This is a genomic window from Nonomuraea sediminis, from assembly GCF_018531495.1.
In the GTDB taxonomy this organism is placed as follows: domain Bacteria; phylum Actinomycetota; class Actinomycetes; order Streptosporangiales; family Streptosporangiaceae; genus Nonomuraea; species Nonomuraea sediminis.
Genome location: NZ_JAHDTI010000011.1, coordinates 249,125 through 275,892 on the forward strand (window position 1 = coordinate 249,125; position 26,768 = coordinate 275,892).

A 26,768-nucleotide genomic window follows, 5' to 3' on the forward strand; every position below is an offset into this window, starting at 1 on the left:
CTGAAATGTCACCCAGCTCGATCCCGCGTTTCCTGACCGACTACGCCCCGACCCGCTTCCGCCGCCGCTTCACCCCCTTCTCCCGCACGCCCGCCACCGCCCGTATGGGCGAGATCTGGCACGTCGCCGCCGAACGCAACCCCGGCCAGCTGGTCATCGTCGACCGGCCCTGCGACATCGACCCGCACGGCCCCACCACCCGCACCTACGCCGAGTGGGCCGCGCTGGTCGACAGGGCCGCCGCCTGGCTGCACGCCGCCGGCGTCCGCGCCTGGGACCGGGTGGTCATCATGAAGGCCAACCACCTCGACGTCGCCCTGCTCGGCTGCGCGGCCGCCCGCATCGGCGCCGTCCCGGCCATGCTGTCGGGCACGTTCGGCCCCGAGCACGCCAGGATCCTGCTGCAGCGCCTGGAGCGGCCCTTCCTGGTGACCGACGCGGCCCACGTGGCCTCGTGCGACCTCACGCCCGAGGTCGTCGCCACGACGGCCCGCACGATCACGGTCGACGACGTGGCCTGCCGTACGGACCTGACGCCCTTGCGGGAGTTGATGGGCGGCCCCGCCGTGCAGGCGAGCCTGCGGGCCGACCACGAGCCGATGGTGATCACCCACACCTCAGGCACGACCGGGGTGCCCAAGCTGGTCATGCACTCGGCCGCGTCTGCCTACTCGCTCGCGCTGGTCGAGGCCGAGCGGTGGCCGCGCTTCCGGCTGCGCGCCGACGACGTGGTGGCCTTCTGCGACCCGTACTGCCACCAGCGGATGACCACCGGCATGGCCGCCATGGCCACGGTCACGCCCCGCATGATCATGCTGTCGGAGCCCAGGTCGCCGCGGGTGCGGGAGCTGCTGCGCGAGCACCGGCCCACCGTGGTGGAGACGCTGCCGAACATCTACCTGGCGTGGGAGCCGTTGGCCCGCGAAGCCGGCCTGTTCGACCGGGTGCGGCTGTTCATCAACTCCTTCGACGCGATCCACACCCGCACGATCCGCACGTTCCTGCATGCCACCAGGCGCCGCATGCCGATCTGGGTGCAGTCGTGGAGCCAGAGCGAGAACGGCGCCCTGGTCATCCGTCCCTACCTGCGCCGCTCGGTCCGCCGCCGCGGCCACCGCCCGCCGCCGACCCAGCTGCTCGGCTGGCCCATCCCGTCGGTCGCCAAGATCCGCGCCGTCGACCCCGACACGGGCCGGCCCGTACGGCGGGGCCAGGTGGGCCTGATCGAGATCGCCCAGCCGGGCCGGTGCCTGGCCTACGTGGGCGAGATGGAACGCCACGACCTCAAGCGCGACGGGAACTGGTGGAACACCGGCGACCTCGGCGTCATCAACCGCTGGGGCGCGGTCCGCCTGGTCGACCGCGAGATCGACCGCATCCCCGGGGCCAGCGCGATCGAGCTGGAGGACGTGCTGCTCGACCGGCTGCCGCGGACCACCGAGGTGGTCATCCTGCCGGTCTCCGGCGGCCTGCCCGTGCCGGTCGTCAGCGCCGACGGCCCGCTCGACCCGGCCGAGTGGAAGCGCGCGACCGCGGACCTGCCCGCGCTGGCCGAGCCCATCCAGATCCGCTGGGAGGACTTCCCGCGCACCGGCACCTGGAAGATCCGTCGCGTCCAGCTCCGCGAGCAGTTGCTGACCGGCGCCCAGGCCGTGGGGATCGGACGATGGACATGAGCCGCTACCTGATCTACACCGCGCCCGGCAGCGGCCACCTCTACCCGCTGATCCCCACGATGCTCGAGCTACGCGCCCGCGGCCACGAGGTGGTGGTCATGTCCGAGCGCGACGGCCTTCCCCCTCTGCGTGACCTCGGCTTCGAGGCCGAGCCGATCGCACCCGAGATCGAGGCGCGCGGCGACGACACGTGGAAGGCCTGGACCCCCATCGGCGCCATGCGCCGCTCGGTCGCCATGTACGTCGACCGGGCCAGGTACGAGGTCGCCGACCTGTGGCGGGCGCTCGCGCACTGGAATCCCGACTTCGTGCTGGTCGACAACAACTGCTGGGGCGCCGCCGCTGCCGCCCAGGCCGCGGGCGTCGCCTGGGCGCAGGCCGCCACGTTCCTGCTGCCGCTGGTCACCCCGGACGCCCCGCCGTTCGGGCTCGGGCTCAAGCCCTCGCGCCACCCGCTGGCCCGGCTGCGCGACGCGATCCTGGCCAGGTCGGCGCTGCCGATCTTCGACGTCCTGCTTCCGCCGGTCAACGCCATGCGCCGCGAGCTCGGGTTACGGCCGGTCAAGCACGTGCCCGAGCTGTACATGCAGGCGCCGCTCGTGCTCAGCTACACGGCCGCGCCGCTGGAGTACCACCGCACGTGCCTGCCGCGGTCGGTGCGCTTCGTCGGGCCGGGGGAGTGGGATCCCCCGGCGGCCGAGCCCGCCTGGCTGGCCGCGATGCGGCGGCCGATCGTGCTGGTCACCGGCTCGACGCTGTTCCAGGACGACGCCGAGCTGGTGCAGACGGCACTCGACGCGCTGGCCGGCGAGCCCTACGACGTGGTCGCCACCACGGCCTCGCTCGACCCCTCGGACTTCCGGGTCCCCGCCAACGCGCACGTCGAACGGTTCGTCCCGCACAGCGCGGTGCTGCGGCGGGCGGCGGCGGTGGTGTGCCACGGCGGGATGGGCATCACGCAGAAGGCGCTGCTCAACGGCGTCCCCGTGTGCGTGGTGCCGTTCGGCAGGGACCAGCTCGAGGTGGCCCGGCGCGTCGACGTCGCCGGGGCGGGCGTGCGGCTGCCGAAGTCCAGGCTGCGGGCCGACGACCTCCGCGCCGCCGTACGGCGGACCATCGGGCTGAAGGAGCAGGCCGAGCGGGCCGGAGAGCGCCTGCGGGCGGCCGGGGGCGCGCGGGCCGCCGCGGACGCTCTCGAGCAAGCTACTATCGCACATAGTAGAATGGGCGCGTGAAGATCAACGTCGTCCGCCCCGGCGAGCTCGGCCCCCTCGAGCTCGCCGCGTGGCGGACCTTCCGACGTCAACCCGTTCCTCTGCCCGGAGTTCACCGTGGTGGTGGGACGGCTGCGGGAGCGCGTCAGGGCCGCGGTCAGTGGGGGACGACCCCGTCCGCCAGGACGCGGCGGTAGTTGGCCACCCGGTCCTCGACGCTGTCGAGACAGCAGCTCGAGCACTTCACCGCCTCGTCCGAGGTGTAGTACAGGCAGCAGGTGTTGCGCAGGTAGAACAGGCCCTCCCGGTCGCCCTCCCGCAGCCTGATCACCTCACCCAGCTTCTCCAGCCCGCCGGACGAGGCTCCGAGGAACTCCGCGTAGGCCTGTTCGAGCAGGTCCACGTCGCCGCCCCTGCGGCTGGCGATGCAGAACGCCGCCGCGCACCCGTGCGCCACGCCGCCCCTGAGCTGGCGCTGCCCCGCGCGGGTCCGCACCCGCATCGCCTCGGCCAGCGGCAGCAGGTGCTCGTCCAGCACCCACGACACCAGCGTCTGAAGCCCCACGCCCCTGGTGTACGGCCGGCGCAGCGCCACCGCCTCGAACCCGTGGTGCGGCGAGAGCCTGATGGCCACGTTCTCCGGCCGCATGTCGACCACCGCCCGGTCGAGCGCCCACGCCAGCAGCGCGGCGGCCGTCACCGTCCCCGCGTACACCGCCATCACGGTCAGCGCGGTGGCGTGGTCGGACTTCTGTCCGCTGGCGACCCGCTCGGCCTCCAGGACCCGGCCCAGCTCCGCGGAGTGCGGATCGAGGAGCCTGTCGCAGCCGATCCAGTCCATGCCGGGAGCGGGCTCCCGCTCGAGCCGGAAACGCTCGCCGTACGACTCCAGCCTGGCGAAGACATCCACGTCGGGCTCCTCCAACTATAGGTGATCGTAGGAGGAACGTATCAGGTCGCCCGGGCGCGGCGGGTGGGTCGCCCCGGCGCTACGCGGACGCGGGGAGGTGGCCGCCCAGGACGGCTGTGGTGACGCGGCGCATGTGGGCGTGGAGGGCCGGGTCCTGGGGGCCGCGGGTGAACAGGAGTTGGTGGGCGGCGCCGACCAGGGCCAGCGCGAGGGCGGACGCGTCCGCCGCGGCGGAGAGGCGGCCGTGGCGCTGCTCGGCCTCCAGGTAGCCGGCCAGCAGCCGCTCGGCGGCGTCCATGCTGATGGTGCCTTCGCCGAGCGCCCGGTGGAGCCTGGCCGTGATGGCCGGCCTGGCCAGGGCGAGCCTGGCCAGGGCCAGCAGGTTGCCGGAGAACAGCGTGCCGATCGCGCCCATCACGTTGTCGACCACGTGCCCGGATCCGGCGCGGTCGGACAGGTCGAGCAGCCCCTCCGCAACTCTGCCCGCCCGGTCGACCAGCAGCTCGGCCAGGAACTCGTCCAGGTCGGGGAAGTGGTTGTAGAGCAGCCCGGTGGCGACGCCCGCCTCCCGCGTGATCGCCCGCCCGGTCAGCCCCGACGGCCCCTCGCGCAGCAGCACCTGCTCGGCCGCGTCGAACAGTTGGCGGCGTATCTCGGGAATCGCGACCCCACGCGGTGACATGGTCGTTCACCTTATCGCCTTGCGCAGAATGAACAGTCGCTCATACTGTATGAGCACTCGCTCATTCTTCGGAGGCGCCAGCGGCGAACGCCTGCCTGGTCCCCTCCGGCGGCTTCCTCCTGCATGCGGAAAGGAATCACCATGAAACGAGTGATCATCGTCGGGGCAGGCATCGCCGGGCTCGCCACCGCGCTGCGCCTGCGGCAGATCGGGTGGGATCCGCTCGTCGTCGAGCGCGCGCCCGCCCGGCGCACGGGCGGCTTCGCGGTCGTCTTCTCAGGCATGGGGTACGGCGCGGCCGAGCGGATCGGGATCCTGCCCGAGCTCACCCGGCGCGCGGCCCGTGGCTACGACTTCGCCTACCTGACCCGGAACGGGCGGCCGCGGTTCAAGGTGCCGGCCTCGATGCTGTTCCGGATGATCGGCGACGACGCGCTCACGATGCTGCGCGGCGACCTCGAGGCCGTGCTGTACGAGGCGGCCGACGCCGAGATCCGCTTCGGTACAACGGTCACGGGCGTATCCCAGGACGCCGGGGGAGTGGAGGTGACGTTCGGGGACGGTACGGTCGAGCGGGCCGACCTGCTCGTCGGCGCCGACGGCCTGCACTCGACCGTGCGGAAGCTGGTCTTCGGGCCCGAGCGGGACTTCCTGGTGGACCTGGGCCACATGGTCGGCGCCCTCAACCTGGAGCGGCTGCCGGACGGAGCGGCCGAGGGCTCGTTCTCCACCGTGAGCGAGGTCGGCAGGACCTTCGTGGTCGCCGACCTCGGCGGCGGCCGGGTCGCCGGGTACTTCATCTACGGCTGCCCCGACACAGGCGCCGAGCTGGCCCTCGGCCCGGGGCGCGCGCTGCGGCGGGCCTTCCCCGGGCCGCGCTGGGCCGTGACCGACCTCCTCGGCGGCCTCGACGAGGACGCGCTGTACTTCGACGGCGTGGCCCAGATCGTCATGGACCGGTGGAGCCGCGGCCGGGTGGTCCTGGTGGGGGACGCGGCCTGGTGCGTAAGCCTGTTCGGCGGGTACGGCTCCTCGCTGGCCGTGGGGGGCGCCGACCTGCTCGCCACCACGCTGGAGGCGCATCCGGACGACCTCGGAGCGGCGCTGGCCGCCTGGGAGGCGGGCCTGCGCGCCGAGGTAGCCGACCGCCAGCGCAGAGGCCGCGCCAACATCGCCGCCCACGCTCCCCGCAACCGCCTCGAGCTGGCCATCCAGCAGCTGCCGCTGCGCCTGGCGGCCGTCCCGCCGGTCGCGCACCTGCTCAGGCGGCACCACGCCGCCTAGCGTTTGAAGCCGATGTGCACGTGGTCCTCGTGCACGGTGTTGGTGAAGGCCCCGCCGTACCTGGTCGAGAAGGCGACGGGGCCGCCGACCTCGTCCGAGCCGTAGCGCAGGGCCGCCTCCATGACCGCCCGTACGGCGGGGCCGCCCGCGGTGACGCGGCGGCCGTCGACCGCCCAGATGTCGACCGCCCGGCCGCGCGTGTGGTTGCTGGTCGAGGGGCTGCCGAAGACGCGGGTGGGGTGGCCGGAGGCCAGCACGGTCACCGAGATCCGGTGGTCGCGGGCCAGCCGCAGCATCATCCGCAGCACGCGGTCGTCGATGCGGCCCGCCCGGATGTCCCATCGGGCACTGTCGGGCAGGACGATCCGCTTGGCGGCCAGGACCTTCCTGCCCGGGCCGTCCGCGCGGCCACCCGTGGGGGCCTTGCCGCCCAGCGCGGCGAGCTGGATGACGCGCCAGGTGGGGCCGCGCCTGGCCAGCCGGACGTCGATAGTGCGCGTCCCGGTGGTCAGCACACCGTCGCGCAGCTGCGACAGCCGTACCACCGCCATGATCGAGGCCTGGTCGCGGGTGAGGCCGCCGAGCTGCGGATAGACCACCTGGATCGCGCCTGCGGCGGCAGGGGACAGCAGCGGGGCGGCCGCCCTGGCGGCGGTGACCGGTAGCCCTTCTGCCGCCAGCCGTTCGCGGGCGCCCGGCAGGGTCCCCGCGCCGCGGTCGTAGCCGAACAGCGTCTCCAGGTACGCGACGGCCGCCCGCTTGACCGCCACGGCGGGCTCGTCGGACGCGACCACGTAAGGCGTCACCCGCGGCAACCGCACCGGGGACGGGGTGGGGACCGGGGCGGTCGCGGGGAACCCGGCGGCGGCGGGCCGCTCGCCGGGCAGGCCGCACGCGGTGAGGCCGAGCAACAGTGCGGAGGCCACGAACGCCCTGCTCACAGGCCGGGCCAGAGCGACGACATGCCTCCACCGTACCTCATCTACGATTCTCAATCGTAGATGAGATGTCAGTGGACCAGGCCGTTGAGCACCAGGTCGAGTACGGCCTGCCGGGCGCGCTCGGCAGGCCAGTGGTGGCTGCCGCGCAGGTGGACGTAGCCCCAGCCGGCGGTGTTGAACAGCACGGTGGCGGTGACCGTGGGCGGCACCTCGCGCAGCGAGCCGTCCAGCGCGCCGTCCCTGAGCACCCGGTCGAACGGCGCGGCGAACACGTCCACGGCCATCGCCTCGGGCCCCGGCTCGTGGAACACCTCGCCGTGCGCGAGGAACAGCCCGGCCAGCAGCTCCAGGTGCTCGTCGGCGGCCTCGAACATGGCCTCGAGCATCGCCCGCAGCCGCTCGGCCGCCGTGCCCGAGCCGGTCATCGCGGGCCACAGCGCGGCGCGGAACGTGTCGGCCGCCCGCTCGGTCAGCGCGGCGACCAGCGCCTCGCGGGTGACGTTCCTGCGGTGCAGGGTCGCGCGGGAGATGCCGGCCTCGTCGGCGATGCGCTCCAGGGTGATGTCCGTCAGCCCCCATCGCGCCACGGCCGCGGCCGTGGCGTCGACGAGGGCGGGTTCGATCGCGGTCACGGCTCACACCGTAGCCGGGCGCCGCACCTGCCTGATCGCCAGCGCCAGTACGGCGAAGCCGGCCGCGTACAGCAGGATCCCGGCGGCGACCTCGAGCGGAGGCAGGCCGGCGCCCTCCGCCCGGCCGGCGGGCAGGTAGAGCTCGCGCACCCGCGTGACCGTCCCGGCCGAGCCGGAGTCGAGCGGCAGCCAGGTCTCGGCGGTGCGGGTCTGGAGGTAGGCGAACCAGATCCCGCCGGGCGGCACCCGGACAGTGCCGGTCGCCCGGGTCCCGGAGACGGTCACCGTACCGGTGAGCGTGGAGCCGGCGCGGCGGGCCACGATCGCGCAGGCCGAGCAGTCGCCGGGCAGGTCGGCCGCCAGCGTGAGCGTGCCACGGCCGTCGGAGGTCCCGGTGAGCGTCACCTTGGCGACGGGCTCGCCCTGGCCGGGATCGTGGGCCTCCGCCCGGTCGGCGCCCTGCAGGGGAGCCAGCGTGATCGCGCCCAGGACCAGCGCGGCCGCGGCCATGCGCGGCAGCCGCGCCAGCGACAGCAGGAACAGCACCGCGACCGCGGCGGCCGTGGGCAGCAGGCCGGACACCGGCACGCTGGTCAGGCCGAGCGCGCTGGAGAGCACGGCGGTGACCGAGACTCCTGCCGCGCCCGCGGCGTAGGCCGTGACGCTCCTGCGCCAGGGCAGGTCGGCGGCTGCCAGACCGACGATCGCCAGCGGCAGATCGGGGGTGGAGCGGCCGAGCACCATGAGCACGACCGTGATCAGCACCCGGGCGACGAGGTAGACGCCCACGACGCGGGCCACGGGGTGCCGTCCCGGCACCAGCCGCCGGATCACCGCCGTCGCGAACAGCGCGCTCAGCAGCAGGACCGGCAGGTACAGGGTCTCGCTGAACTGCGGCACGCCGGTCTCGAACTCCAGCACCGAGATCAGCGCGCTGCCCAGGACCAGCGCCCCGCCCACGGTCCTGAGCCGCGACTCGCCGAGCACGCCCACGATCAGGGCGGTCGAGCCGAAGACCGCCAGCATGTGCGGCGGCGACCACAGCACAGCGTCCCGGCCGAACTCGGCGTGCCACCACGCGTCGGCCACCCCTGCCGCGAGCGTCACCGCGCCACCGGCGGCGGCCGTGGTGAGCGCGGAGTTCCGCAGGAGCGCGAACACGGACCTGGCTCGCCACATCGCCACCAGCCCCCACGCGGCCACGACCAGGCCCGCCAGCGCGACCGCCCCGTAGAGCAGGAGGTGCGGCGCGATGAAGGCGTCGTCCCGCCCTATGTCGGTGTGCCAGGCGTCGTCCCAGTAGGTGGCGAACAGCGAGCCGAACCCGGCCGCGAACACGACGATCGCACCGTGTCTCATCATTGCGACATTCATGTCTCAACAATGCGACGCTGATGCCCCACGGTCAATTGTTCTACTATGAATAATCGTAGATTTCTCCCGGAGCGTAACCCCTTCTATGCCGTCACGGCCTCCTCCTTCGGGCAGGCGGGCCAGCGGGACGAGCGGGTGAGCAGGAGGACGGCGGCGCCGCACGCACCTCCCAGCCCTGCCAGCATCCACCAGGGGCGTCCCGTGTCCATGGCGGCGCCGGTGGCCAGGTTGCCCGCGGCGATGCCGAGCCCGGACAGGGTGTTGTAGAAGCCGTAGTAGGTCCCGGCCAGCTCATCGCCGCCGAGCCTGGCGATGGTGGCCATCTCGAACGGGTAGACGGTCATCGTGCCCAGGGTGAGCAGCGCCGTGGTCAGCAGCACGGATCCGAGCCCGCCGACCAGTGCCGGAGGCAGGAACGCGGCCCCCATCAGCCACAACCCGCGCACGATGGCCTGCTCGGGAGTCCACCGCTTCTTGATCCACCCGGTCAGCCGGACCTGGCCGAAGGCCGCCATCGATCCCGACAGCGCGAACAGCAGCGTGACCCCGAGCTCGCCTCCCGTGGCCCGCCGTACCTCGAGCGGCAGGCCCAGGTAGACCTGGAAGCCGAGCACGTACGAGCCGGCCATCGCCAGCGAGAACAGCAGGAAGGGCCGGTTGGCCACCACCCGGCGCCAGTCGCGGACCATCCCTGACGGCGCGCCCGCGCGGCCGCCAGGCCGGGCGGGCAGGGCCCGCGCCTGCGCGATGGCCAGCACGGCGAACAGCCCGGCCGCGGCCAGGCAGGTGACGCGGAACGCCAGCCCCTGCAGCAGCAGGCCGACGATCGGCCCGATGAGGATGCCGCTCTGGTAGAAGACGTTGAACGCGGCGAACGCCTCGACCTTGCGCTCCCCGGCCTCTCTCGCGAGGTAGGCCCTGGCCGCCGGGTTGAAGCAGGCCCCCGCCAGCCCGGTCAGCGCCGAGGCCGCGAGCAGCACGGGCACCGACGAGGCCAGGCCGAGCAGGGCGAACCCGGCCGTGCGCAGCAGCAGCCCGGCCAGGATCATCGGCTTGTAGCCGAGCCGGTCGGCCAGGCTGCCGCCGAGCAGGAACATGCCCTGCTGGCTGAGGTTGCGCACGCCGAGGATCAGCCCGGCCAGCCACACCGCCAGCCCGAGATCGCCGGTCAGGTAGGTGGCCAGGTAGGGCATCAGCATGTAGAAGCCGATGTTGATGGTGAGCTGGTTGACCAGCAGCAGCCGGATCGGCCGGTTGAAGCTCCTCATCGGCGCGGGTCCGTCACGCTCGTGCAGCGGGTCCAGCGTGACACCTCGGTCGCGGCCGGGTCGTCGACGCGGTCGGGCTCGGGTTCCGGCTTGTGGCCGAGCAGGCCGTGTTCCGCGCAGTAGGCGTCGTTGAAGACGGTGTCGAAGTAGCGCTGCGGCCCGTCGGGGAAGACCGCGGCGATCGACGTGCCCGCGGGCTCGGTCCTGGCCAGCCAGGAGGCGACCAGGGCGACGGCGCCCACGCTCCACCCGCCCGTGGCGTACTGCCCGGCCGCCAGGTGACGGCAGGCCCACACCGCCTCGGCCGGGGCGACCCAGTGGACCTCGCCGAAGCAGTCGTAGGCCACGTTGCCCGGGTGGATGCTGCTGCCGAGCCCGCGCATCAGCCGGGGGCGGGCGGGCTGGCCGAAGATGGTCGAGCCGATCGTGTCCACGCCCACCAGGCGCAGGCCGGGGCAGAGCCGCCGCAGCGTCCGGTAGACGCCGGCGCTGTGCCCGCCGGTGCCGACGCTGCACACCAGCACGTCGACGCGGCCCAGTTGCCCGGCCAGCTCGCGGGCGAGCGCGTCGTAGGCGAGCACGTTGTCGGGGTTGTTGTACTGGTCGGGGCAGTAGGCGCCAGGATGGTCGCGCCTGAGCTCGCGGACCCGCTCCCGCCTGGCCTCCTGCCAGCCGCCTTCGGGGTGGGGCTCGGCCACGGTCTCGATCCGCGTGCCGTACGCCCGCAGGAGCCGGTGCATCAGCGGCTCCATCCCGGGATCGGTGACCAGGATGACCTGGTGGCCGTAGACGATGCCGGCCAGCGCGAGCCCGAGGCCCAGCGTGCCGCTGGTCGACTCGATGATCGGCTCGCCGGGGAGCAGCTCGCCGCGGCGGCGGGCCTGTCCGACCATGTACAGGGCCGGCCGGTCCTTGATGCCGCCGGGGTTGTGGCCTTCGAGCTTGGCCCAGAAGCCGCGCCCGGCCCCGCCCCACAGCTCGGGGATCCACAGCACGGGTGTGTCGCCGACCAGCCCTGCCAGGGCAGGCTGACGCACGGAGATGGTGTTCATGGGTGAAGTCCTCGCCTAGGTGTCGCTCAGCACGGAGGTACGGCAGGCGCCGCCGGACGGCAGGCGCCGGGCGCCATCACGTGCGTGACACGCACACCAGGGCCAGGACCGGTGGTCCTTCGGCCGCTTCGCTGCTGGACGGCGCGGCGAGTTCGCGTCTGGCCGGTACGACCGACATCGCCAGAGCGCCGGAGGCGGTCGTGGGCAGGTCGGGAGTGGGAGGCGTGGTGGGGTTCTCGCAGGAGGCCGAGTGCTCGTGCCCGTGGTGATGCTCCTGAGCGTGGGACGCGGCAGGCCGGTGCGGCTGCGCCCCCGACGCGCAGAACAGCAGATGGATCGCCGCCACAAGGGCCAGCAGCACCGCGGGCACGGCGAGCGCTGGACGACTTCTGGCGATCACACACGGTAACCTACCTCACTCACTGTACAGCTATCACCAACAATGAGTAATCGCCCGAGTCAGTACTCCGTGCGTCCTACTTGACTTCCAGCCGACTTGAACCGCGAACCTGGTGGCATGGTGAAACAGATCCGGTCATGGGCGTTCGACGAACCCGTCAGCTCGCCGTTCGCCGTTCCCGAGGGCTTCCTCGGCCGGATGGCGGGACGGATCATGCTGTGGCTGAACGATCCGCGCGAGCTCGTGGCGCACATCGGCGAGCAGCGCAGCGTCCTTGAGGTCGGCTGCGGACCCGGCGGGCTGCTGCGCCACCTCCAGGCCGAGCGGGTGTGCGGCGTCGACCCGTCACCCGACATGCTCCGCCTGGCGGCCCGGCGCAACCGCGGTGCCGAGCTGCGGCGCGGCACCGCGGCCGACACCGGGTACGCCGACCAGGAGTTCGACGTGGTGGTCTCGGTCAACAATGTGGCGATGTGGCCGGACCTGGACGCGGGGGTGCGCGAGATGTGCCGGGTGACGCGGCCCGGCGGGCGGGTGCTGATCGCCTGGCACAGCGCCACCGGCCGATCCCCGATCGCCAGGGGCAACGCGCTGCCGGACGACAAGCTCGCCAGGATCGTCCAGGCGCTCGGTGACCCCGTCAGCCGCCACGAGCTGGCCAATCTGACGCTCTTCGACAAGCGCCTACTACCGTAGAGGCGTGATGGCGGAAGTGGCCCGTGAGCAGCGCGATCACTGGGAGCGGACCTACGCGGACCATCCCGGCATGTACGGCACGCAGCCCTCGGAGCCCGCCGTGCACGCCGCCGAGGTGTTCCTCTCCCACGGCGCGAAGATGGTCCTGGAGCTGGGCGCCGGCCACGGCAGGGACACCCTCTACTTCGCCCGCCGCGGCCTGGCCGTACACGCCCTCGATTTCAGTCCCGTGGGCCTGGACCAGCTGCGCGAGGCAGCGGCCGGCGCCGGCCTGGCCGACCTGGTGACGACGACCACGCACGACGTGTGCCGGCCCCTGCCGTTGGAGTCGGAATCGGCCGACGCGGCCTACGCCCACATGCTCCTGTGCATGGCCCTGTCGACCGAGCAGATCCACGCCGCGGTCGCCGAGGTCCGCCGGGTCCTGCGCCCGGGCGGCACCTTCGTCTACACCGTCAGGCACACCGGCGACGCCCATTACGGCGCCGGCATCGACCACGGCGACGACATCTACGAGCACGCCGGTTCCGCCGTCCACTTCTTCGACCGCGCCCTCGTCGAATCCCTGGCCGAGGGCTGGACCACCCCCGAGATCCACCCCTTCACCGAAGGCGACCTCCCGCGCCGCCTGTGGCGCCTCACCCAACGCCGGCCAGGATGACCGGTCAGAAGCGGATCCAGGCGTGCGGGTCGGTGGTGCAGGGGGAGCCGTCCTGGAAGGTGAGGCGGTGGTGGTGCACGTCCAGGGCGATGACGATGAGGGTCTCCCACTGGGAGTGCACGGGGGCGTCGGCGGGTGGGTGGCAGCACAGGGCCGAGCCGTCCTCCCGGTGCTCCACCAGGGCGGCGGCACGGTCGGCGATGCGCGGGCTGCGCAGCCCCGGCAGCCGCCGTGCCAGGGAGTGGAGGCGGTCGTAGGTGTCGGGGTCCGAGGCGCCCAGGCGCTCGCCCTGGGCGAGTACGGGGTCGAGGAAGTGGTTCGTGCGCAGCAGGAATCCGTCGGGACCCACCGGCACGCGGGCGAGCCCGGCGGGCGACAGCTCGAGGGTGCACGCCTCCGAGGCGGTGACGACCGTGAGGGCGACCGAGGCGGAGACCTGGGCCGAGCGGGCGATCTCCGCCGCCTCCTCGACGGTGGCGGCCTCGTCCAGGATGCGGCGGGCGACCAGGTGGACGGGGACGCCGTCGGACTTGCCGTCGGCGTCGTGCTGGAGCAGGTTGAAGTGCAGGCCCAGCCCGGCGCTGTTCACGCCGACCTTGGCGAGTACGCCGAACTCGGTGAACGTCTTGACCGTCCAGCCGGGCCGCGGCGAGTACTGCCAGATGAGCTTGACGTCCGACATCCCCTGGTTCCAGTCCCAGGTCTGGATCGTCACCGGCGGCCCGGAGGAAGGCAGGTGGACCACGGTCGAGCACTCGCCGGGCACCGGGGCGCGGAAGCGCGCGAGCACCTCCGAGCGCGCGTTGAGCGCGGCGACCTGCCACCGCTCCAGCCCGGCCCCATCGGCCACGACGCCGATCTCCGAGGCGAGCGCGGGCGCCCAGGCGGCGGTCCGGTCCAGGGCGCGCAGGGCGACGTCGCGGACCAGCGCGGGGGAGAGGTCGTGGGCGGCGAAGAATCGCTCGTAGGCGCCCCAGGTGGCCGCGATGTCCGAGGCGAAGGCGGAACCGAGGTCGCGGCCGCCGTAGATCGTGATCGTCACAGCCGGGCCGCCCGCGCCCGCAGGGAGTCCAGCATCAGCTCGAGCGCCGTCTCGAAGTTGGCCGGGTCCTCCAGCGACGGCAGCCGGTCGGCGACCGCGTTGATGTTCGGGTACTCCTCGGCCGGCAGGATCCGGTAGTCCACCTGCCAGGCGCGCAGATCAGCGGCCCGCGTCTCAGGATCGAGCGCCGCCAGCGCCGCGTCCTGCGCCGCGTAGGCCAGGACGAAGTCGCTGAACACCCGGTAGTAGCGCGCCGCGTCCGCCTCGCCGAACCCGGCCCGCCGCATGCAGCCGATCACCCGGTCCACCTTGCGGAACTCGTTCTCACGCCGCGCCGTCCGCGCGCCGGAGAACTGCGCGACCTGCGGGTGCCGCAGGAACACCCGGTGGGTACGGCGGGCCAGCTCGGCCAGGTCGGCGGCCCAGTCCTGGCTCGGCTCGGGCATCCCGTCGAGCGCCTCGGCCTGCAGCGCGTCGAGCAGGGCGAGCATGAGCTCGTCCCGGTCGCGGAAATGCCGGTAGATCGCGGTCGGGTGGGCCCCGAGCTCCTCGCCGATGGCCTGGAACGTCAGCGCCTGGGCGCCGCCGCGCTCGGAAACCCGGAACGCGGCCTCGATGATGAGCTCCTGGCTCAGCCGTACACGTGACGATGTCATGACACCTCCGAAATATAGCCTGGCGATCACCCGGCACCGCCCAGGTGGGCGGCCCACGGGTAGAAGACGTAGTCGAAAGCCGCGGGCGCGCCGGTGATCCGCTTGTTCATCCACACGGTGTTGTCCAGCAGCAGGCCGGGCACCATGGGCAGCAGCTCGTCGTGCAGCGTGGTCTCCACCCTGGTCAGCAGCTCGGCCCGCGCGCTCGGGTCGGCGGTGCTCCGGGCCTTGGCGAACAGGTCGTCCACCCCGCTGTAGCCGTACTGGTTGAAGATCGCGCCGGAGACCGCGGTGGAGGCGAGCCAGTCCATCGGGTTGGGGACGTTCGGCCAGAACTGGGTGTAGAGGATGTCGATCCCGGCTCGCGTCTTCGGGTCGTAGAGGTAGTTGGAGTAGCCGGTCTGCGGGACGACCTTGAGCTGGAAGTTCAGGCCGATCCGGTTGGCGGCGTCCTTGACCGCGAGGCCGAGCTGCTTGGTGTCGGCCGAGTCGGGCACGACCATCGTGATCGGCTGGGCGGGCGGGTGGGGGACCAGCTTCTTGGCGGCCTCGTACTGCGCGGACTGCGGCTCGGGCAGCGTGCCGGACAGCTGCTCGAGCTGCGGCTTGGCGAAGCCGAACACGGTGGGCGGCGTCTGGAGCCTGATCGGCCGCGCGTTGCCCGCGTAGATCTTGGTGCCGATGCCCTTCCAGTCGATGGCCTGCTGCAGCGCCCTGCGCAGGGTCTGGTCGCGCATCGGGCCTTCCGGGTTGGCGTAGACGAGGGTGATGCTGAGCGGTGCGGGGCCCGCCGCCAGGGTGCCGGCGCCGCTGTCGCGCAGCCGGGGGATCGCGGTGGGGGGGACGGCGTAGGTGCCGTCGATCTGGCCGCTGAGCAGGCCCGCCGTGATGGCCGCGTCGTCGGTCAGGAACGTGAGGACCAGGGTCTTGACCTTGGGCCGCAGCTGCGGGTTCCAGTAGTGCGGGTTGCGGGTGAGCGTGATCGACTGGCCCTGGGTCCACGAGCCGAACGCGAAGGGTCCCGTGCACATCACGCCGGTGCTGGGTGTGCCGTACGCCTGCTGGTGGGCCAGGAAGAACTTCTTCTGCACCACGACGCCGGCGAAGCTGGCCAGCTCCTCGTTGAACAGGTAGTCGGGCCGCTTCAGCGTCACGGTCACCTGGTGGTCGCCGGTGACGGCGACGCCTTTGACGTCGGTGAACAGGTAGTTGTACAGCGACGTCCTGTCGGTGAGGTTGTGCTGCAGGCTCCAGGCGACGTCCTCGGCGGTCATCGGGCTACCGTCCCAGAACGTCACGTCGGTGCGCAGGTCGTACACCCAGTGCAGCGGGTCGGGGTTGGCGAAGGAGGCGGCGAGGTTGGGCTTGACGGCGAAGTCGGGGGTCTGGGCGAGCAGCGTCTCGCACATGTTGGCGTTGATCGTGTTCGGTGTGTAGTCCGCGGACTTGAACGGGTCGATCGTCTGCGGCTCGCCCTCGAAGACGTTCCAGGTGACCTTGTCGACCTCGGTCTTCGCGGCCGGTGTCATGACCTTGAGATCGGTCTTCACAAGGGTGGACGCGGACGGGTGGGTGCCTGCCGAGCAGGCGGTCATGAGCGCGGCGCTGAGCAGGGCCGCGGCGCGGAGTCGGCGGTTCATCGGACTCACTCCTTGGGGGATGGCGACCAGCCGGGGCGCGGGATGCTGCTGAGCAGCAGCCCGGTGTAGGGGTGGGCGGGACGGTCGAGCACGGTGGCGGTGGGGCCGCGCTCCACGATCCGTCCGTGGCGCATGACGATGGTGTCGTCGGTGATCTGCCGGATCACGGCCAGGTCGTGGCTGATGAACAGGTAGCTGACGCCCGTGCGGGCGCGGATGTCGGCGAGCAGGTTGAGGATCTGCGCCTGGATCGACACGTCCAGCGCCGAGACCGCCTCGTCCAGGATGACGATCTCGGGTTCGGCCGCCAGCGCGCGGGCGATGGCCACCCGCTGGCGCTGGCCGCCGGACAGCGCCTTCGGCAGCGCGCGCAGCTGGCGTTCGTCCAGGCCGACCAGGGCGGCCAGCTCGCGCACCCGCTCGCCGAGCCGGGCGCGGCCCAGCCCGAAGTGCAGGCGCAGCACCTCGGCCAGGCAGTCGCCGACCCGCTGGCGCCGGTCGAGCGAGGTGTAGGGGTCCTGGAAGACGATCTGGATCTTCCTGCCGCGGGCCCGCCAGGCCTTGGCGCGCCGCGCCGGCTGGGTGTGGTCGGCGCCGTCGATGACGATGCGGCCGGCGGTGGGCCGTTCCAGCCCGATGAGCATCCTGGCGGTGGTGGTCTTGCCCGAGCCGGACTCGCCCACCAGGCCGAGCGAGCCGCCGGCGGGCAGCTCGAAACCGACGTCGTCCACGGCGGCGAAGCCGCGGAAGACCTTGGTGAGCCCCTCCACGATCAGGGTCATGGCGTCGCCTCCTGGACGTCGATCAGCCGGCCGCGCAGGTCCGCGGTGCGCCGGCAGCGGCTGTGCCCCTCGCCGAAGACGCGCAGCTCCTGGATGTCCTGATGGCACTCCGGCTCGGCGTGGCCGCAGCGCGGCGCGAAGGCACAGCCGCCGGGCGCCTCGTAGGCGGTCGTCGGCCGGCCGGGGATGGCGTTCAGCCGGGCCACGGCGCGGCCGACGTCGGGGCGGGCCTGCACGAGCGCGGCCGTGTACGGGTGCAGCGGATCGCCGTGCAGCCGGGCGGAGGACTGCCGTTCGACGACCCTGCCCGCGTACATGACGACGGTCTGGTCGCACACGGCCGCCGCCAGGTCGAGGTCGTGCGTGATGAACAGCATGGCCATGCCGTACTCGCGGCGCAGCCTGGCCAGGATGCCCATCACCTCGGCCTGCGTGGTGACGTCGAGGGCGGTGGTCGGCTCGTCCGCCAGGATCAGCCGCGGCCTGACCGCGACTGTCGCGGCGATCATCACGCGTTGCAGCAGGCCGCCGGACAGCTCGTGCGGGTACTGGCGCAGCCGCCGTTCCCCGTCGGCGATGCCGACCTGGGCGAGCAGCTCGACCGCACTGGCCGCGGCCTCGCGGGTGCCGAGCCCGCGGTTGACGCGCAGCGCCTCGGTGAGGAAGTCGCCGATGCGGCGCACCGGGTTGGTGTGCGCCCGCGGATCCTGGAAGATCATCGCGACGTCCTCGGCCCGGTACCGGCGCAGCGCAGCGCCCCGCAGGTCGAACACCGGGGAGCCGTCGAAGCTCACCTCGCCCTCGACCTGCGCTCCCTGCGGCAGCAGGCGGGCGATGGCGCGGGCCGTCATCGACTTGCCCGACCCGGACTCGCCGACCAGTCCCAGCGTCTGCCCGGCCGCCAGGCTCAGCGACACGTCCTGCAGGACGGTGCGGAACACGCCGTCCACCGGCAGCCGGATCGTCAGGCCCTCGATCGTCAGCAGGTCACTCATGCCCTGGCCTCCGCCCGTGCCGTGAGCCGGTCGCCGAGCAGGTTCGCCGCCGCGACCGTGGCCACGATCAGCACCCCGGCGTACAGGGACTCCTGCGGGAAGCGCTGCATGATGCCCGGCACGCCCTCGCCGACCATCGCGCCCCAGTCGGCGGTGGGCGCCTGCACGCCGAGCCCGATGAACGACAGCCCGGCCAGGTCGATCAGCGCAAAGCCGAACGTCAGCGTCGCGTTCGCCACGATCAGCGTGGCGATGTTGGGCAGGATGTGCCGCAGGCAGATCCCGACGCCCCGCAGCCCCTGCACACGCAGCGCCGCGACGTACGGCATGCCCCGCTCGCGCAGCGCCGCGCTGCGCACGATCCGCGCCAGGTAAGGCGTGTACGAGATCGACAGCGCCACCGCCGCCGCGGTCAGCCCCGCGCCGAACAGCGCGGTGGCCAGGATGGCCAGCAGCAGCCCGGGGAAGGCGAACAGCGCGTCGCTCACCCGCGCCACCACGGAGTCGAACCAGCCGCCGAACCACACCGCGGCCAGCGCCAGCACGGTCCCGGCCAGCGTGGAGACCATCATGACCAGCGCGGGGCCCACCAGCGCCGTGCGGGCTCCGAAGACCAGCCTGGTCAGCAGGTCACGGCCGCTGGCGTCCTGGCCGAGCAGGTGCTCCAGGCTCGGCGCGCCGTGCGCCTGCGACAGGTCGAGCGCGTTCGGGTCGGCCGAGCTGAGCAGCGGCCCGACGGCGGCAAGCAGGAACACCAGCACCAGCACGATCGAGGCGATCCGGCTCATGACGGCCTCCGTCCGAGCGCGATGCGCGGGTCGAGCAGCGAGTAGGCCAGGTCGATCAGCGTGTTCAGCACGATGAACGCGGCCACGTACACCAGGCAGATCGCCTGCACGACGGGGAAGTCCTTCTGCTGCACCGAGCTGACCAGGTAGCTGCCCAGCCCGTTGAGCTGGAAGGCCTGCTCGACGACCACGCTGCTGGCGATCAGCCCCGCCACGGTCAGCCCGGTCACCGTCAGCACCGGGATCGTCGCGTTCCTCAGCACGTGCCTGCGCACGATGAAGCGGTACGGCAGGCCCCGGCTGACCGCGGTCTGCACGTGGTCGGCGGCCAGCTCCTGGCGGACCGCCGTCTGGGTGAGCCGGGCGACGAACGCGACCGAGGCCAGCGCCAGCGCCACCGCGGGCAGCGCGAGATGCCAGATCCGGTCCGCCAGCCCCGACCCGGAGCCGAAGACGGGGAACCAGCCCAGGTCGACGGCGAACACCAGCGTCAGCACCACCGCGGCCACGAACGCGGGCACCGCCATCGACGCCGTGGACAGCGCCATCAGCGAGTTGGCCACGATCCCCGGCCGCAGCCCGGCCAGCACGCCGATGACCAGCCCCGCCACGATGATGAGCACCGCAGAGAACAGCACCAGCGCCACCGTGTTCATCGCCCGCCCGGCCAGCAGCGAGCCGACGCTGTCCTGGTAGAGGATCGAGGTGCCGAACTCGCCGCGCACCACCCCGGTCAGCCACCGCCAGTACTGCGCGAGAGGCGGCTCGTCCAGGTGGTACTGGGCGTTGAGCGCCGCGATCGCCTCCGGCGTCATCGACCGCCCGTGCGTCAGGAACGTGATGGGCGAGCCCGGCGCGGCGTACAGGGCACCGAAGATCACGAAGCTGGCCACGAGCAGCGTGGCGACCAGGCCGCCCAGACGGCCGGCCACGAACCGGGCGCTCATGAGGCCCACACGCCCGCGCCGCCGACGACGGTGCGCACCACCCGGGCCCGCAGCAGCTCCTCGGCCGGCAGGTCGAACACGTCGCGGTCGACCACCACGAAGTCGGCGAGCAGGCCGGCCGCCAGCCTGCCCACCTGATCCTCGGCCCGGCACGCCCAGGCGGCGTCGCGCGTGGCGTGGGTGACCGCCTCGGCCAGCGGCAGCGCGTAACGGGCCACGTTGGGCTGCAGGCTCGGGTCGAAGGCCGAGCGGCGGGTGGCCGCGACGAACATGTTCCGCAGCGGGGCGTACGGCGCGGTGGGGGAGTCGGTGCCGAAGGCCAGCGGCGCGCCCGCCGCCGTCATCTCCGGCCACGGGTATCCCCGCTCCACCCGCTCGTCGCCGAGCATCGCCCGCCAGTTGTCCTGGATGGCCGGGTCGGCGTGGACCGGCTGCATGCTGGCCGTGATGCCCAGCGCCGCCAGCCGCCTGATGTCGGCCTCCTCGGCCACCTCCAGGTGCTCGATGCGGTGGCGGCGCGGCCCTGGACCGTTGACACGTACCGCGTGCTCGACGGCGCCGATCGCGATCCTGATCGCCTCGTCGCCGATCGCGTGCATCGCCACCTGCAGCCCGGCCGCGTCGGCCGCGGCCACCACCGGGGCGAGCGCGTCCAGGTCCCAGATCGGGCCGGGCAGCGACCCGTCCGCGTACGGCCGGCCGAGCGCGGCCGTGCAGCCGTCCACCGTGCCGTCCACCATGATCTTGATCCCGGTGACCCGCAGCCACGGCGAGGCGTGCCTGGCGGCCAGCCCGGCGGCCCTGGCGACGCTCGCGAGCGCGTCGTCGTGACGGCGGATCACCCAGTGGCCCACCAGCCGCGCCGTCAGCGTGCCCGCCCGCTCGGCGCGGGCCATGGCGGCCAGGTCCTGCTCGTCCAGGCCCATGTCGACCGCCGCCGTGACGCCCGACTCGCGGTAGCCGCGCAGCGCCGCCGCCAGGTCCTCGTCGCGGTCGGCATCCGACACCGCGGCGTCGAGCACCGGCCACACCAGCTGGTGCATGGCCGTCTCGTCGATGTAGCCGGTGGCCTGGCCCGTCTCGGGGTCGCGGGCGATCGTGCCGCCCGCCGGGTCCGGGGTGCTCGCGTCGATGCCCAGCTCGGCCAGGGCGGCGCTGTTGACCCAGATGGAGTGGAAGTCGGCGGACTGCGCGTACACCGGGCGGTCGGGCACGGCCGCGTCGAGCAGCTGCCGGGTCGGCCTGCCGCCCGGTACCTCGGCGTGCTGCCAGCCGTAGGCCCGCACCCGCGGCGCCTCGGGGTTGGCGGCCGCCCACTGCCTGATCCTGCGCTGGATCTCCTCGGGCCCGCCGGCGCCGGTCAGGTCGGCCTGGCGGCTCGCCGACCCGGTGGACAGCACGTGCGCGTGCCCGTCAACGAAGCCCGGCAGCACGAGCGCGCCGCCGAGGTCCACCTCGGGCACGCCGGGGCCCGCGAGCCTGCGGGCGGTGCCGGCATCGCCGACGTAGCCGATGCGCCCGTCCTGGACGACCATCGCCTCGGCCCACGGCCTGCGATCGGCCGTGAAGAACCGGGCACCAAGGAACAACTGTGGCATCGCCAGAGACCTCCGTTCGACGGTTGCGCAATCACAGCACCTGGCACGATGCATGTCAATGGCCCTGACATTCTCAGTGACGCGGCCGTCGGTGCGAGACTGGCCCCGTGATCGGATACCGGCGGGCCTGGCTGCGCGGCGACCTGCTGGCCGGGGTGACCGTGGCCGCCTACCTCGTGCCGCAGGTCATGGCGTACGCCACCGTGGCGGGACTGCCTCCCGTGACGGGGCTGTGGGCCAGCCTGGGACCGCTCGTGCTGTACGCGGTGCTCGGCTCGTCACGGCAGCTGTCCGTGGGGCCCGAGGCCACCACCGCGCTGATGACCGCCGTCGCCATCGCGCCGCTCGCCGCGGGCGACCCGGCCCGCCACGCCCAGCTCGCCGTCGGGCTGACCGTCATGGTCGGGGTGCTGTGCCTGCTGTGCCGCCTGCTCAGGCTCGGCTTCGTGGCCGACCTGCTGTCGCGCCCGATCCTGGTCGGCTACATGGCCGGCGTGGCGGTCATCATGATCGTCAGCCAGCTCGGCAAGGTGACCGGCGTGCCCGTCTCGGGCGACAGCGTGCCGGCGGAGCTGACCTCCTTCTGGCGCGGGATCGGGTCCGTCCACCCGCTGACCCTGCTGGTGGCGGCCGGGGTGCTGGGCTTCCTGCTGCTCCTGCAGTGGCGGCTGCCCGCCCTGCCGGGGCCGCTGATCGCCGTGCTGCTGGCCACCGCCTGCGTCACGGTGTTCGGGCTCGACCAGCAGGGCGTGCACGTGATCGGGGCGATCCCTTCAGGGCTGCCGCACCCGGTCCTGCCCGATCTCGGTGACGCCAGGCAACTGGTGCTGCCCGCGCTCGGCGTGCTGCTGGTCGGCTACAGCGACAACATGCTCACAGGACGCGCCTTCGCCGCCAAGCACCGCCAGGAGATCGACGCCAACCAGGAACTGCTCGCGCTCGGCGCCGCCAACCTCGGATCCGGATTCCTCGGCGGATTCCCGGTCAGCAGCAGCGGCAGCCGTACCGCTCTCGGCGACGCGGCAGGCGCGCGCACCCAGCTGTACTCGATCGTGGCGGCGCTGTGCGTGGTCGCGGTGCTGCTGTTCGGCGGGCCGCTGCTGGCCGACTTCCCCGTCCCCGCGCTCGGGGCGCTGGTCGTCTACGCCGCGCTGCGGCTGATCGACCTCGGCTCGTTCCGCCGGCTTGCCGCCTTCCGCCGCAGCGAGCTGTTCCTCGCGCTGGCCGCGCTGGCCGGGGTGCTCGCCTTCGACATCCTGTACGGCGTGCTGCTCGCGGTGGCCCTGTCGGTGGCCGAGATGCTGCACCGGGTGGCCAGGCCGCACGACGCCATCCAGGGGCTGGTGCCCGGCCTGGCCGGGATGCACGACGTCGACGATTACCCCAGCGCCCGCACCATCCCCGGCCTGATCGTCTACCGGTACGACTCGCCGCTGTTCTTCGCCAACGCCCAGGACTTCCGCCGCCGTGCCCAGGCCGCCGTGGACGAGCACGAGGGCCCGGTCGCCTGGTTCGTGCTCAACGTCGAGGCAAACGTGGAGGTGGACATCACCGCGCTGGACGCGGTGGACTCGCTGCGGCAGGAGCTGGAGAGCCGCGGCATCGTCTTCGCCATGGCCCGGGTCAAGCAGGACCTGCGCACCTCGCTCGACGCCTTCGGCCTCACCGCCGCCATCGGCGAGGACCACCTGTTCCCCACCCTCCCCACCGCGGTCGCCGCCTACCGGGCCGCCACCGGCGCGTGAACGCCTCAGTGGCGGGCGGCTCCCGGGAGGACGACGGCGGCTTCGCCCAGGAGGTCGAAGAGGAGGCGGCGGCCTGACGGGGTGAGGGATTCCAGGCGCTGGCGGCCGTTCTTCTGATCCTGGGGGATCCGGGTGACGGCGTAGCCGCCGGGTACCGGGCCCACCGGGTACTCGTCCGGCGGGAGCTGGGTGCGGGTCACGAGCTTGCCCGTGGTGTCGAATTCGAGGACGGTGGTTGCCTGCTCGGCGTAGGCCAGGGTGAAGACGCGGTCGCCGCTCACCTGGATGGACAGGCCGTGGTCGGTGTCCGCGAGCGCGCCCGCGTCCGAGGTCAGGGTCACGGCGTGGTCGCCGCGGGTGAGCGTCACCCGGGTGAGAGGGCGCTTGCGGTACTGGCTCTCGTCGAGGAGGAGCAGGTCGCCGGAGGGGAGGATGCCGACGGGCTCCTGGCCCGAGGGCAGGGCGGGCCCGGTGGTGGTGCCGGTGGCCAGGTCCAGCTCGAGGTAGGTGCTGACGTCGCCGTCGACGTGGTCGCCGAGGAGCAGCAGGCGCGAGTCGGCGGACCAGGCCCAAGGGGCGAGCACGCTGTTGGGCTTGCGATCCTGCGGAGCCGGGATCTCCTCCGCGGTTCCGCCGAGGAGGTCCCTGAGTTCGTAGCCGTTCTCCGTGTGGTGCCCGAGCCAGCGTCCGTCGGGGGACAGGGAGAGGTCGACGATCCGCTCGTCGAGCTCGTACTGGCGGCCGTCCGCGAGCACCAGGTAGGTGGGGCAGCCGTACTGGCAGGCCGCGTAGACCAGGACGCCCCGTGCTCCGACCTTGCCCGGAGGCAGGCTCCGCGCCGCGGCGGGCGGGTCGATCACCGGAGACACCACGGTCGGCGTCTCCGCGGGCGGGTCGATCGCCGGGGACGCCACGGTCGCCGTCACCGCGGGCGGCCTGGACAGGCGCTGCTGGACGGCGACGCCGCCGACGACCACCAGGGCGGCGATCGACCCGGCGGCCAGGGCCCTGCGGGTCCTTCGACGGCTTCTCAGCCGGATCACCTTGCCGGCGTCGGCGTAGTTGTGCGCGTCCTGATCGAGTTGACGGTAAGCGTCGCCAAGGGTCACGAGTGCACCTCCGCGTCCAGGAGTTGGGGAGCCACCCGGCGCAGCCGCTTCAGCGCGTCGTGCGTGTGGCGTTTGACGGTCCCGACCGAGCAGCCGAGCTGCGCCGCGACCGCGCTCTCCGGCAGGTCCTCGTAGAACCTGAGGTAGAGGACGATCCGCTGCCTGGCGCCGAGCACGCGTAACGCCCGCAGCAGCGCGATCTTCAGATCGGTCTGTGCCGACCCGTCCACCGCGGGCTCGGGAAGCTCGGGCGCGGACAGGAACGTCAGGCGCCGCGGACGCCGCCAGGTGCGCAACTGGTTGAGCATGACCTTGCGCGCGTACGGCTCGGGATCGCCGGTCGCGGTGAGCCTGCGCCAGCGGGCCGCGACCTTGACCAGGGTCTCCTGCACCAGGTCCTCGGCCAGTCCGTGGTCACCCGTGAGCAGGTAGGCGGTACGCGACAGGGCCGGCCCGCGCGCGGCCACGAACTCCCTGAACCCCTCGTCGTCAGTCATCGTCTACTACACCCACAGACCCGCACGAAAGGTTGAGCCCTCTCAGGCGGAAACCAGGATCAGGCCCATCACCAGGACCAGGGCGGCCCTGCCCCAGGTGCGGATCGACGCGCGCTCCCTGGTGCCGAAGCACAGGCAGGGAGCCTGCTCCCCGCCCACCAGCAGGTAGGTCTGCGCGGCGGTGAAGGCCACGCCCAGAAAGGTGCCCGCGATCCCGGCGGCGAGCGCGGGCGCGGGGGAGAAGGCGACGGCGGCGGCGAGCGCCTCCACGGCCACGACCGTGAAGGCGCCCACCCGACCAACCCGTCCGTGCAGCCCGAAGTTCGCCAGCCCGCCCAGGAAGGCGCCGAAGTGGCGCGCCTTACCGAGGACGGCCAGGGCCAGCACGATGCCCAGCGCGTAGCGGACGACGAGAACGATCACCCGATCACCAGCATCGCCACCATGGGCACCGCGAGGATGGCGAACAGCACTTTCAACCGCGGCAAGGTGAAATAGAACGCCGTGTCCGCCGACATCTTGTCCCGTGCCATCGCGAAGGTCAGCAGCATCAGCGCCCGCGCCGCCGCGAAACCGAGGCCGGCCAGGAGCGCCTCCTGCCAGGAGGCCAGGAACAGGATCGAGATCGCCATGATGTGCGGCAATCCCGTCGGCGAATACGTGCGCATTCCCGTGCCCATTTCGGCGCCGAACTGGACCGCTCCCCAGAAGGGAATTCGGGTCACGAACTGTGGCACCAGCCGTGCGTTCTGGAGCAACGGGAAGGAGAGCACATCGAGTTCGCGGAGCAGGAAAACCATCGCCGCCGCCGCGACCAGGATCTGCGAAAACACAACAGGGAACGGAGCGCGAAGAAGGGACCCGATCACCACGAGGGCGAATACGGTCGCGGTCGCACCCACGAACAACCCGGCTATGAAGCCGGCGATATCAGCACCCCGCCGGACCGACGAGGACAGCACCCAGGCGCTGTTGAGGCTTCAAACAGAGCCCGAGAGCGAGAAGCCCGCGACGAGCGCCGCGACGAGCCAGGTGAAGCCCCTGGTGTCGGTGCCGGTCAGCTTCAGGGACAGGACCAGCGCCTCCGCTACCGCGATCAGTACCAGCCCGGGTACCAGCAGGCGGAAGGAGGTGGCCGTGGGGTTGGTCATGGAACCCGTCAGATCGCCGTGCGGCAGATGGAGAAGCGGTTGACGTTGCCGCCGCCGCAGTCGTGGTACTCGTAGTGGCCGTCGGAGCACTTGCGCCGCAGCGGGCTGGTGCTGCCGCCGTACCACTTCCACGCGTTGTTGCCCGCGCAGGTGTCGGCGTAGTGGATGTAGCGGAAGTTGTAGCAGGTGCCCGAGCCGCCGTCATTGCGGTGCCACGAACCCGAGCAGTTGTTGCTCGAGTAGAGCGCCGACGCGGGCACGCAGACCTGGCTCGCGGTCGCGAAGCCGTGGCAGTCGTTCCACGCGGCATAGGCCCCGGCCAAGGCGATGCGCGGCTTGGACCAGGGCAGCAGGTCCAGGACGCCGAGCCCGGTCGCCACGGCGGCTCCCGTGGCCAGGCCGAGCACGCGCCGCCTGCTCCAGCCCTCCCGCTCGACGCCCACGCCGGACGGGAGCGCCTGCTCGGGCATCTGGGTCGCGCTGGGGATCTGATCGACTATCGAGACCCGCTTCTCTGCCTTCACAGCTGCAATTCCTTCCTGTTCGCCACGGCTCGCTCGACGATCTCCGTCAGCGCTTCTCCTGAGCCCACCGGGGAGGTGAAGCCCACGACGCCCTTGTCGTCCACGACGAGCAGGGCAGGGGTGTACGGCACGCCCGCCGCCCGCCAGAGCGCCGGATCCTTGATCACTCTGATCGTGTCGGGCAGGGGCTTGTCGAATCCCGGATCGTCCGACAGCACCGCGAAGGACATGTCCGAGGGGAGGGTGGCGGCCAGCCTGCCGGCCGCGACCAGGACGTCGTCGCAGACGGGGCAGCGACGGTTGACCTTGATGACCATGGACGTGCCACCCGGCACCGCGAGCGCGCTCGCCTGCGCGCCCGGCTCCGGGGCGAGGCGCAGGCCCACCCCGCTGTAGGTGGCCAGCTCCAGTTCGCGCACCCGCCGGTACAGCCCGGCGCCCGCGGCGAACAGCAGCAGGACGAGGATGGCCAGGACGATGACCACCGCCGTCAACGGGTCCACG

At 72.5% G+C, this 26,768-nt stretch carries 29 protein-coding genes; 6 read left to right on the top strand and 23 right to left on the bottom strand.

Annotation, left to right across the window (positions count from 1 at the left end):
• Nucleotides 1–5 precede the first annotated feature (5 nt).
• A complete protein-coding gene (locus tag KIK09_RS38685) occupies nt 6–1,676 on the top strand; it encodes a class I adenylate-forming enzyme family protein (RefSeq protein WP_214324446.1) in 1,671 nt (556 codons plus the stop codon).
• Nucleotides 1,667–2,911, top strand: coding sequence for a glycosyltransferase (locus KIK09_RS38690; protein ID WP_214324447.1), 1,245 nt, complete (start codon nt 1,667–1,669; stop codon nt 2,909–2,911). Before KIK09_RS38685 ends, KIK09_RS38690 begins: the two co-directional genes overlap by 10 nt.
• 136 nt (nt 2,912–3,047) lie before the next feature.
• Here the strand turns inward: KIK09_RS38690 and KIK09_RS38695 are convergent, their stop codons facing one another.
• Together KIK09_RS38695 and KIK09_RS38700 are read right to left on the bottom strand one after the other, a co-directional pair.
• Nucleotides 3,048–3,800 (bottom strand): (2Fe-2S)-binding protein, encoded by a 753-nt coding sequence (locus KIK09_RS38695; protein WP_214324448.1) that lies wholly within the window; start codon nt 3,798–3,800, stop codon nt 3,048–3,050.
• Between the two features lie 79 nt (nt 3,801–3,879).
• Nucleotides 3,880–4,482 (bottom strand): TetR family transcriptional regulator, encoded by a 603-nt coding sequence (locus KIK09_RS38700; protein ID WP_214324449.1) that lies wholly within the window; start codon nt 4,480–4,482, stop codon nt 3,880–3,882.
• A gap of 141 nt (nt 4,483–4,623) precedes the next feature.
• On the opposite strand from KIK09_RS38700, the gene KIK09_RS38705 reads away from it, so the two are divergent.
• On the top strand, nt 4,624–5,766 hold the full coding sequence (locus KIK09_RS38705) for an FAD-dependent oxidoreductase (protein ID WP_214324450.1): 1,143 nt from the start codon (nt 4,624–4,626) through the stop codon (nt 5,764–5,766).
• Here the strand turns inward: KIK09_RS38705 and KIK09_RS38710 are convergent.
• The 6 genes from KIK09_RS38710 to KIK09_RS38735 all read right to left on the bottom strand — a co-directional run bounded on the left by KIK09_RS38710 (nt 5,763) and on the right by KIK09_RS38735 (nt 11,433).
• Nucleotides 5,763–6,692: a hypothetical protein gene (locus KIK09_RS38710; RefSeq protein WP_308164572.1), complete on the bottom strand. Its 930-nt coding sequence runs from the start codon at nt 6,690–6,692 to the stop codon at nt 5,763–5,765. The two genes, KIK09_RS38705 and KIK09_RS38710, sit on opposite strands and share 4 nt — an antisense overlap.
• An 83-nt stretch (nt 6,693–6,775) precedes the next feature.
• The gene (locus tag KIK09_RS38715) at nt 6,776–7,339 is read right to left on the bottom strand and encodes a TetR/AcrR family transcriptional regulator (RefSeq protein WP_214324451.1); all 564 of its coding nucleotides are present in this window, start codon (nt 7,337–7,339) and stop codon (nt 6,776–6,778) included.
• A gap of 3 nt (nt 7,340–7,342) precedes the next feature.
• On the bottom strand, nt 7,343–8,701 hold the full coding sequence (locus KIK09_RS38720) for a hypothetical protein (protein WP_214324452.1): 1,359 nt from the start codon (nt 8,699–8,701) through the stop codon (nt 7,343–7,345).
• A 95-nt stretch (nt 8,702–8,796) separates the two neighbouring features.
• The gene (locus KIK09_RS38725; RefSeq protein ID WP_214324453.1) at nt 8,797–9,981 is read right to left on the bottom strand and encodes an MFS transporter; all 1,185 of its coding nucleotides are present in this window, start codon (nt 9,979–9,981) and stop codon (nt 8,797–8,799) included.
• A complete protein-coding gene (locus KIK09_RS38730) occupies nt 9,978–11,033 on the bottom strand; it encodes a PLP-dependent cysteine synthase family protein (protein WP_214324454.1) in 1,056 nt (351 codons plus the stop codon). Before KIK09_RS38730 ends, KIK09_RS38725 begins: the two co-directional genes overlap by 4 nt.
• 76 nt (nt 11,034–11,109) lie before the next feature.
• On the bottom strand, nt 11,110–11,433 hold the full coding sequence (locus KIK09_RS38735) for a hypothetical protein (RefSeq protein WP_214324455.1): 324 nt from the start codon (nt 11,431–11,433) through the stop codon (nt 11,110–11,112).
• A 117-nt stretch (nt 11,434–11,550) separates the two neighbouring features.
• Here KIK09_RS38735 and KIK09_RS38740 point away from each other — a divergent pair, with 117 nt between their 5' ends.
• Entirely contained in the window at nt 11,551–12,129 is a 579-nt protein-coding gene (locus tag KIK09_RS38740; RefSeq protein ID WP_214324456.1) for a class I SAM-dependent methyltransferase, read from the top strand.
• Nucleotides 12,130–12,136: 7 nt separating this feature from the next.
• The gene (locus tag KIK09_RS38745; RefSeq protein WP_214324689.1) at nt 12,137–12,790 is read left to right on the top strand and encodes a class I SAM-dependent methyltransferase; all 654 of its coding nucleotides are present in this window, start codon (nt 12,137–12,139) and stop codon (nt 12,788–12,790) included.
• A 4-nt stretch (nt 12,791–12,794) separates the two neighbouring features.
• Here the strand turns inward: KIK09_RS38745 and KIK09_RS38750 are convergent, their stop codons facing one another.
• The 8 genes from KIK09_RS38750 to KIK09_RS38785 are packed head-to-tail and all read right to left on the bottom strand — an operon-like array spanning nt 12,795 to nt 21,238.
• Nucleotides 12,795–13,832, bottom strand: a complete 1,038-nt coding sequence (locus KIK09_RS38750) for a C45 family autoproteolytic acyltransferase/hydrolase (protein ID WP_214324457.1) — start codon at nt 13,830–13,832, stop codon at nt 12,795–12,797.
• Entirely contained in the window at nt 13,829–14,488 is a 660-nt protein-coding gene (locus KIK09_RS38755) for a TetR/AcrR family transcriptional regulator (protein WP_214324458.1), read from the bottom strand. The genes KIK09_RS38750 and KIK09_RS38755 overlap by 4 nt, the downstream gene beginning before the upstream one ends.
• 26 nt (nt 14,489–14,514) lie before the next feature.
• Nucleotides 14,515–16,128, bottom strand: coding sequence for an ABC transporter substrate-binding protein (locus KIK09_RS38760; RefSeq protein WP_214324459.1), 1,614 nt, complete (start codon nt 16,126–16,128; stop codon nt 14,515–14,517).
• Nucleotides 16,129–16,133: 5 nt separating this feature from the next.
• Nucleotides 16,134–16,910 carry an ATP-binding cassette domain-containing protein gene (locus KIK09_RS38765; protein WP_214324460.1) on the bottom strand — a complete coding sequence of 259 codons (777 nt, stop codon included), beginning with the start codon at nt 16,908–16,910 and terminating at the stop codon, nt 16,134–16,136.
• Nucleotides 16,907–17,905, bottom strand: a complete 999-nt coding sequence (locus KIK09_RS38770) for an ABC transporter ATP-binding protein (RefSeq protein WP_214324461.1) — start codon at nt 17,903–17,905, stop codon at nt 16,907–16,909. Before KIK09_RS38770 ends, KIK09_RS38765 begins: the two co-directional genes overlap by 4 nt.
• Nucleotides 17,902–18,693: an ABC transporter permease gene (locus KIK09_RS38775; RefSeq protein WP_214324462.1), complete on the bottom strand. Its 792-nt coding sequence runs from the start codon at nt 18,691–18,693 to the stop codon at nt 17,902–17,904. The genes KIK09_RS38770 and KIK09_RS38775 overlap by 4 nt, the downstream gene beginning before the upstream one ends.
• Nucleotides 18,690–19,640, bottom strand: a complete 951-nt coding sequence (locus KIK09_RS38780) for an ABC transporter permease (protein ID WP_214324463.1) — start codon at nt 19,638–19,640, stop codon at nt 18,690–18,692. Before KIK09_RS38780 ends, KIK09_RS38775 begins: the two co-directional genes overlap by 4 nt.
• A complete protein-coding gene (locus KIK09_RS38785) occupies nt 19,637–21,238 on the bottom strand; it encodes an amidohydrolase (protein WP_214324464.1) in 1,602 nt (533 codons plus the stop codon). The genes KIK09_RS38780 and KIK09_RS38785 overlap by 4 nt, the downstream gene beginning before the upstream one ends.
• A gap of 107 nt (nt 21,239–21,345) precedes the next feature.
• Between KIK09_RS38785 and KIK09_RS38790 the strand changes: the two genes are divergently transcribed.
• The gene (locus tag KIK09_RS38790) at nt 21,346–22,983 is read left to right on the top strand and encodes a SulP family inorganic anion transporter (RefSeq protein ID WP_214324465.1); all 1,638 of its coding nucleotides are present in this window, start codon (nt 21,346–21,348) and stop codon (nt 22,981–22,983) included.
• 5 nt (nt 22,984–22,988) lie between these two features.
• Here the strand turns inward: KIK09_RS38790 and KIK09_RS38795 are convergent, their stop codons facing one another.
• From KIK09_RS38795 to KIK09_RS38825, 7 genes are read right to left on the bottom strand one after another with little or no spacing between them, the layout of a single operon-like run.
• Nucleotides 22,989–24,092: a hypothetical protein gene (locus tag KIK09_RS38795; RefSeq protein ID WP_214324466.1), complete on the bottom strand. Its 1,104-nt coding sequence runs from the start codon at nt 24,090–24,092 to the stop codon at nt 22,989–22,991.
• On the bottom strand, nt 24,089–24,589 hold the full coding sequence (locus KIK09_RS38800) for a SigE family RNA polymerase sigma factor (protein WP_214324467.1): 501 nt from the start codon (nt 24,587–24,589) through the stop codon (nt 24,089–24,091). The genes KIK09_RS38795 and KIK09_RS38800 overlap by 4 nt, the downstream gene beginning before the upstream one ends.
• A gap of 42 nt (nt 24,590–24,631) precedes the next feature.
• Nucleotides 24,632–25,012 carry a MauE/DoxX family redox-associated membrane protein gene (locus KIK09_RS38805; protein ID WP_214324468.1) on the bottom strand — a complete coding sequence of 127 codons (381 nt, stop codon included), beginning with the start codon at nt 25,010–25,012 and terminating at the stop codon, nt 24,632–24,634.
• On the bottom strand, nt 25,009–25,551 hold the full coding sequence (locus KIK09_RS38810) for a hypothetical protein (RefSeq protein WP_214324469.1): 543 nt from the start codon (nt 25,549–25,551) through the stop codon (nt 25,009–25,011). Before KIK09_RS38810 ends, KIK09_RS38805 begins: the two co-directional genes overlap by 4 nt.
• An 18-nt stretch (nt 25,552–25,569) precedes the next feature.
• Nucleotides 25,570–25,740 carry a hypothetical protein gene (locus KIK09_RS38815; protein WP_214324470.1) on the bottom strand — a complete coding sequence of 57 codons (171 nt, stop codon included), beginning with the start codon at nt 25,738–25,740 and terminating at the stop codon, nt 25,570–25,572.
• Between the two features lie 8 nt (nt 25,741–25,748).
• Nucleotides 25,749–26,264 carry a hypothetical protein gene (locus KIK09_RS38820; protein WP_214324471.1) on the bottom strand — a complete coding sequence of 172 codons (516 nt, stop codon included), beginning with the start codon at nt 26,262–26,264 and terminating at the stop codon, nt 25,749–25,751.
• Entirely contained in the window at nt 26,261–26,767 is a 507-nt protein-coding gene (locus KIK09_RS38825; RefSeq protein ID WP_214324472.1) for a thioredoxin domain-containing protein, read from the bottom strand. The genes KIK09_RS38820 and KIK09_RS38825 overlap by 4 nt, the downstream gene beginning before the upstream one ends.
• Between the last annotated feature and the right edge of the window lies 1 nt (nt 26,768).

Excerpts from the sequence above, each read along its gene's own strand:
- KIK09_RS38685 (WP_214324446.1), top strand. The coding sequence starts at position 6 with ATGTCACCCAGCTCGATCCCGCGTTTCCTGACCGACTACGCCCCGACC.
- KIK09_RS38690 (WP_214324447.1), top strand. The coding sequence starts at position 1,667 with ATGGACATGAGCCGCTACCTGATCTACACCGCGCCCGGCAGCGGCCAC.
- KIK09_RS38700 (WP_214324449.1), bottom strand. The coding sequence starts at position 4,482 with ATGTCACCGCGTGGGGTCGCGATTCCCGAGATACGCCGCCAACTGTTC.
- KIK09_RS38705 (WP_214324450.1), top strand. The coding sequence starts at position 4,624 with ATGAAACGAGTGATCATCGTCGGGGCAGGCATCGCCGGGCTCGCCACC.
- KIK09_RS38720 (WP_214324452.1), bottom strand. The coding sequence starts at position 8,701 with ATGATGAGACACGGTGCGATCGTCGTGTTCGCGGCCGGGTTCGGCTCG.
- KIK09_RS38725 (WP_214324453.1), bottom strand. The coding sequence starts at position 9,981 with ATGAGGAGCTTCAACCGGCCGATCCGGCTGCTGCTGGTCAACCAGCTC.
- KIK09_RS38730 (WP_214324454.1), bottom strand. The coding sequence starts at position 11,033 with ATGAACACCATCTCCGTGCGTCAGCCTGCCCTGGCAGGGCTGGTCGGC.
- KIK09_RS38740 (WP_214324456.1), top strand. The coding sequence starts at position 11,551 with ATGGTGAAACAGATCCGGTCATGGGCGTTCGACGAACCCGTCAGCTCG.
- KIK09_RS38745 (WP_214324689.1), top strand. The coding sequence starts at position 12,137 with ATGGCGGAAGTGGCCCGTGAGCAGCGCGATCACTGGGAGCGGACCTAC.
- KIK09_RS38755 (WP_214324458.1), bottom strand. The coding sequence starts at position 14,488 with ATGACATCGTCACGTGTACGGCTGAGCCAGGAGCTCATCATCGAGGCC.
- KIK09_RS38760 (WP_214324459.1), bottom strand. The coding sequence starts at position 16,128 with ATGAACCGCCGACTCCGCGCCGCGGCCCTGCTCAGCGCCGCGCTCATG.
- KIK09_RS38765 (WP_214324460.1), bottom strand. The coding sequence starts at position 16,910 with ATGACCCTGATCGTGGAGGGGCTCACCAAGGTCTTCCGCGGCTTCGCC.
- KIK09_RS38770 (WP_214324461.1), bottom strand. The coding sequence starts at position 17,905 with ATGAGTGACCTGCTGACGATCGAGGGCCTGACGATCCGGCTGCCGGTG.
- KIK09_RS38775 (WP_214324462.1), bottom strand. The coding sequence starts at position 18,693 with ATGAGCCGGATCGCCTCGATCGTGCTGGTGCTGGTGTTCCTGCTTGCC.
- KIK09_RS38780 (WP_214324463.1), bottom strand. The coding sequence starts at position 19,640 with ATGAGCGCCCGGTTCGTGGCCGGCCGTCTGGGCGGCCTGGTCGCCACG.
- KIK09_RS38785 (WP_214324464.1), bottom strand. The coding sequence starts at position 21,238 with ATGCCACAGTTGTTCCTTGGTGCCCGGTTCTTCACGGCCGATCGCAGG.
- KIK09_RS38800 (WP_214324467.1), bottom strand. The coding sequence starts at position 24,589 with ATGACTGACGACGAGGGGTTCAGGGAGTTCGTGGCCGCGCGCGGGCCG.
- KIK09_RS38815 (WP_214324470.1), bottom strand. The coding sequence starts at position 25,740 with ATGACCAACCCCACGGCCACCTCCTTCCGCCTGCTGGTACCCGGGCTG.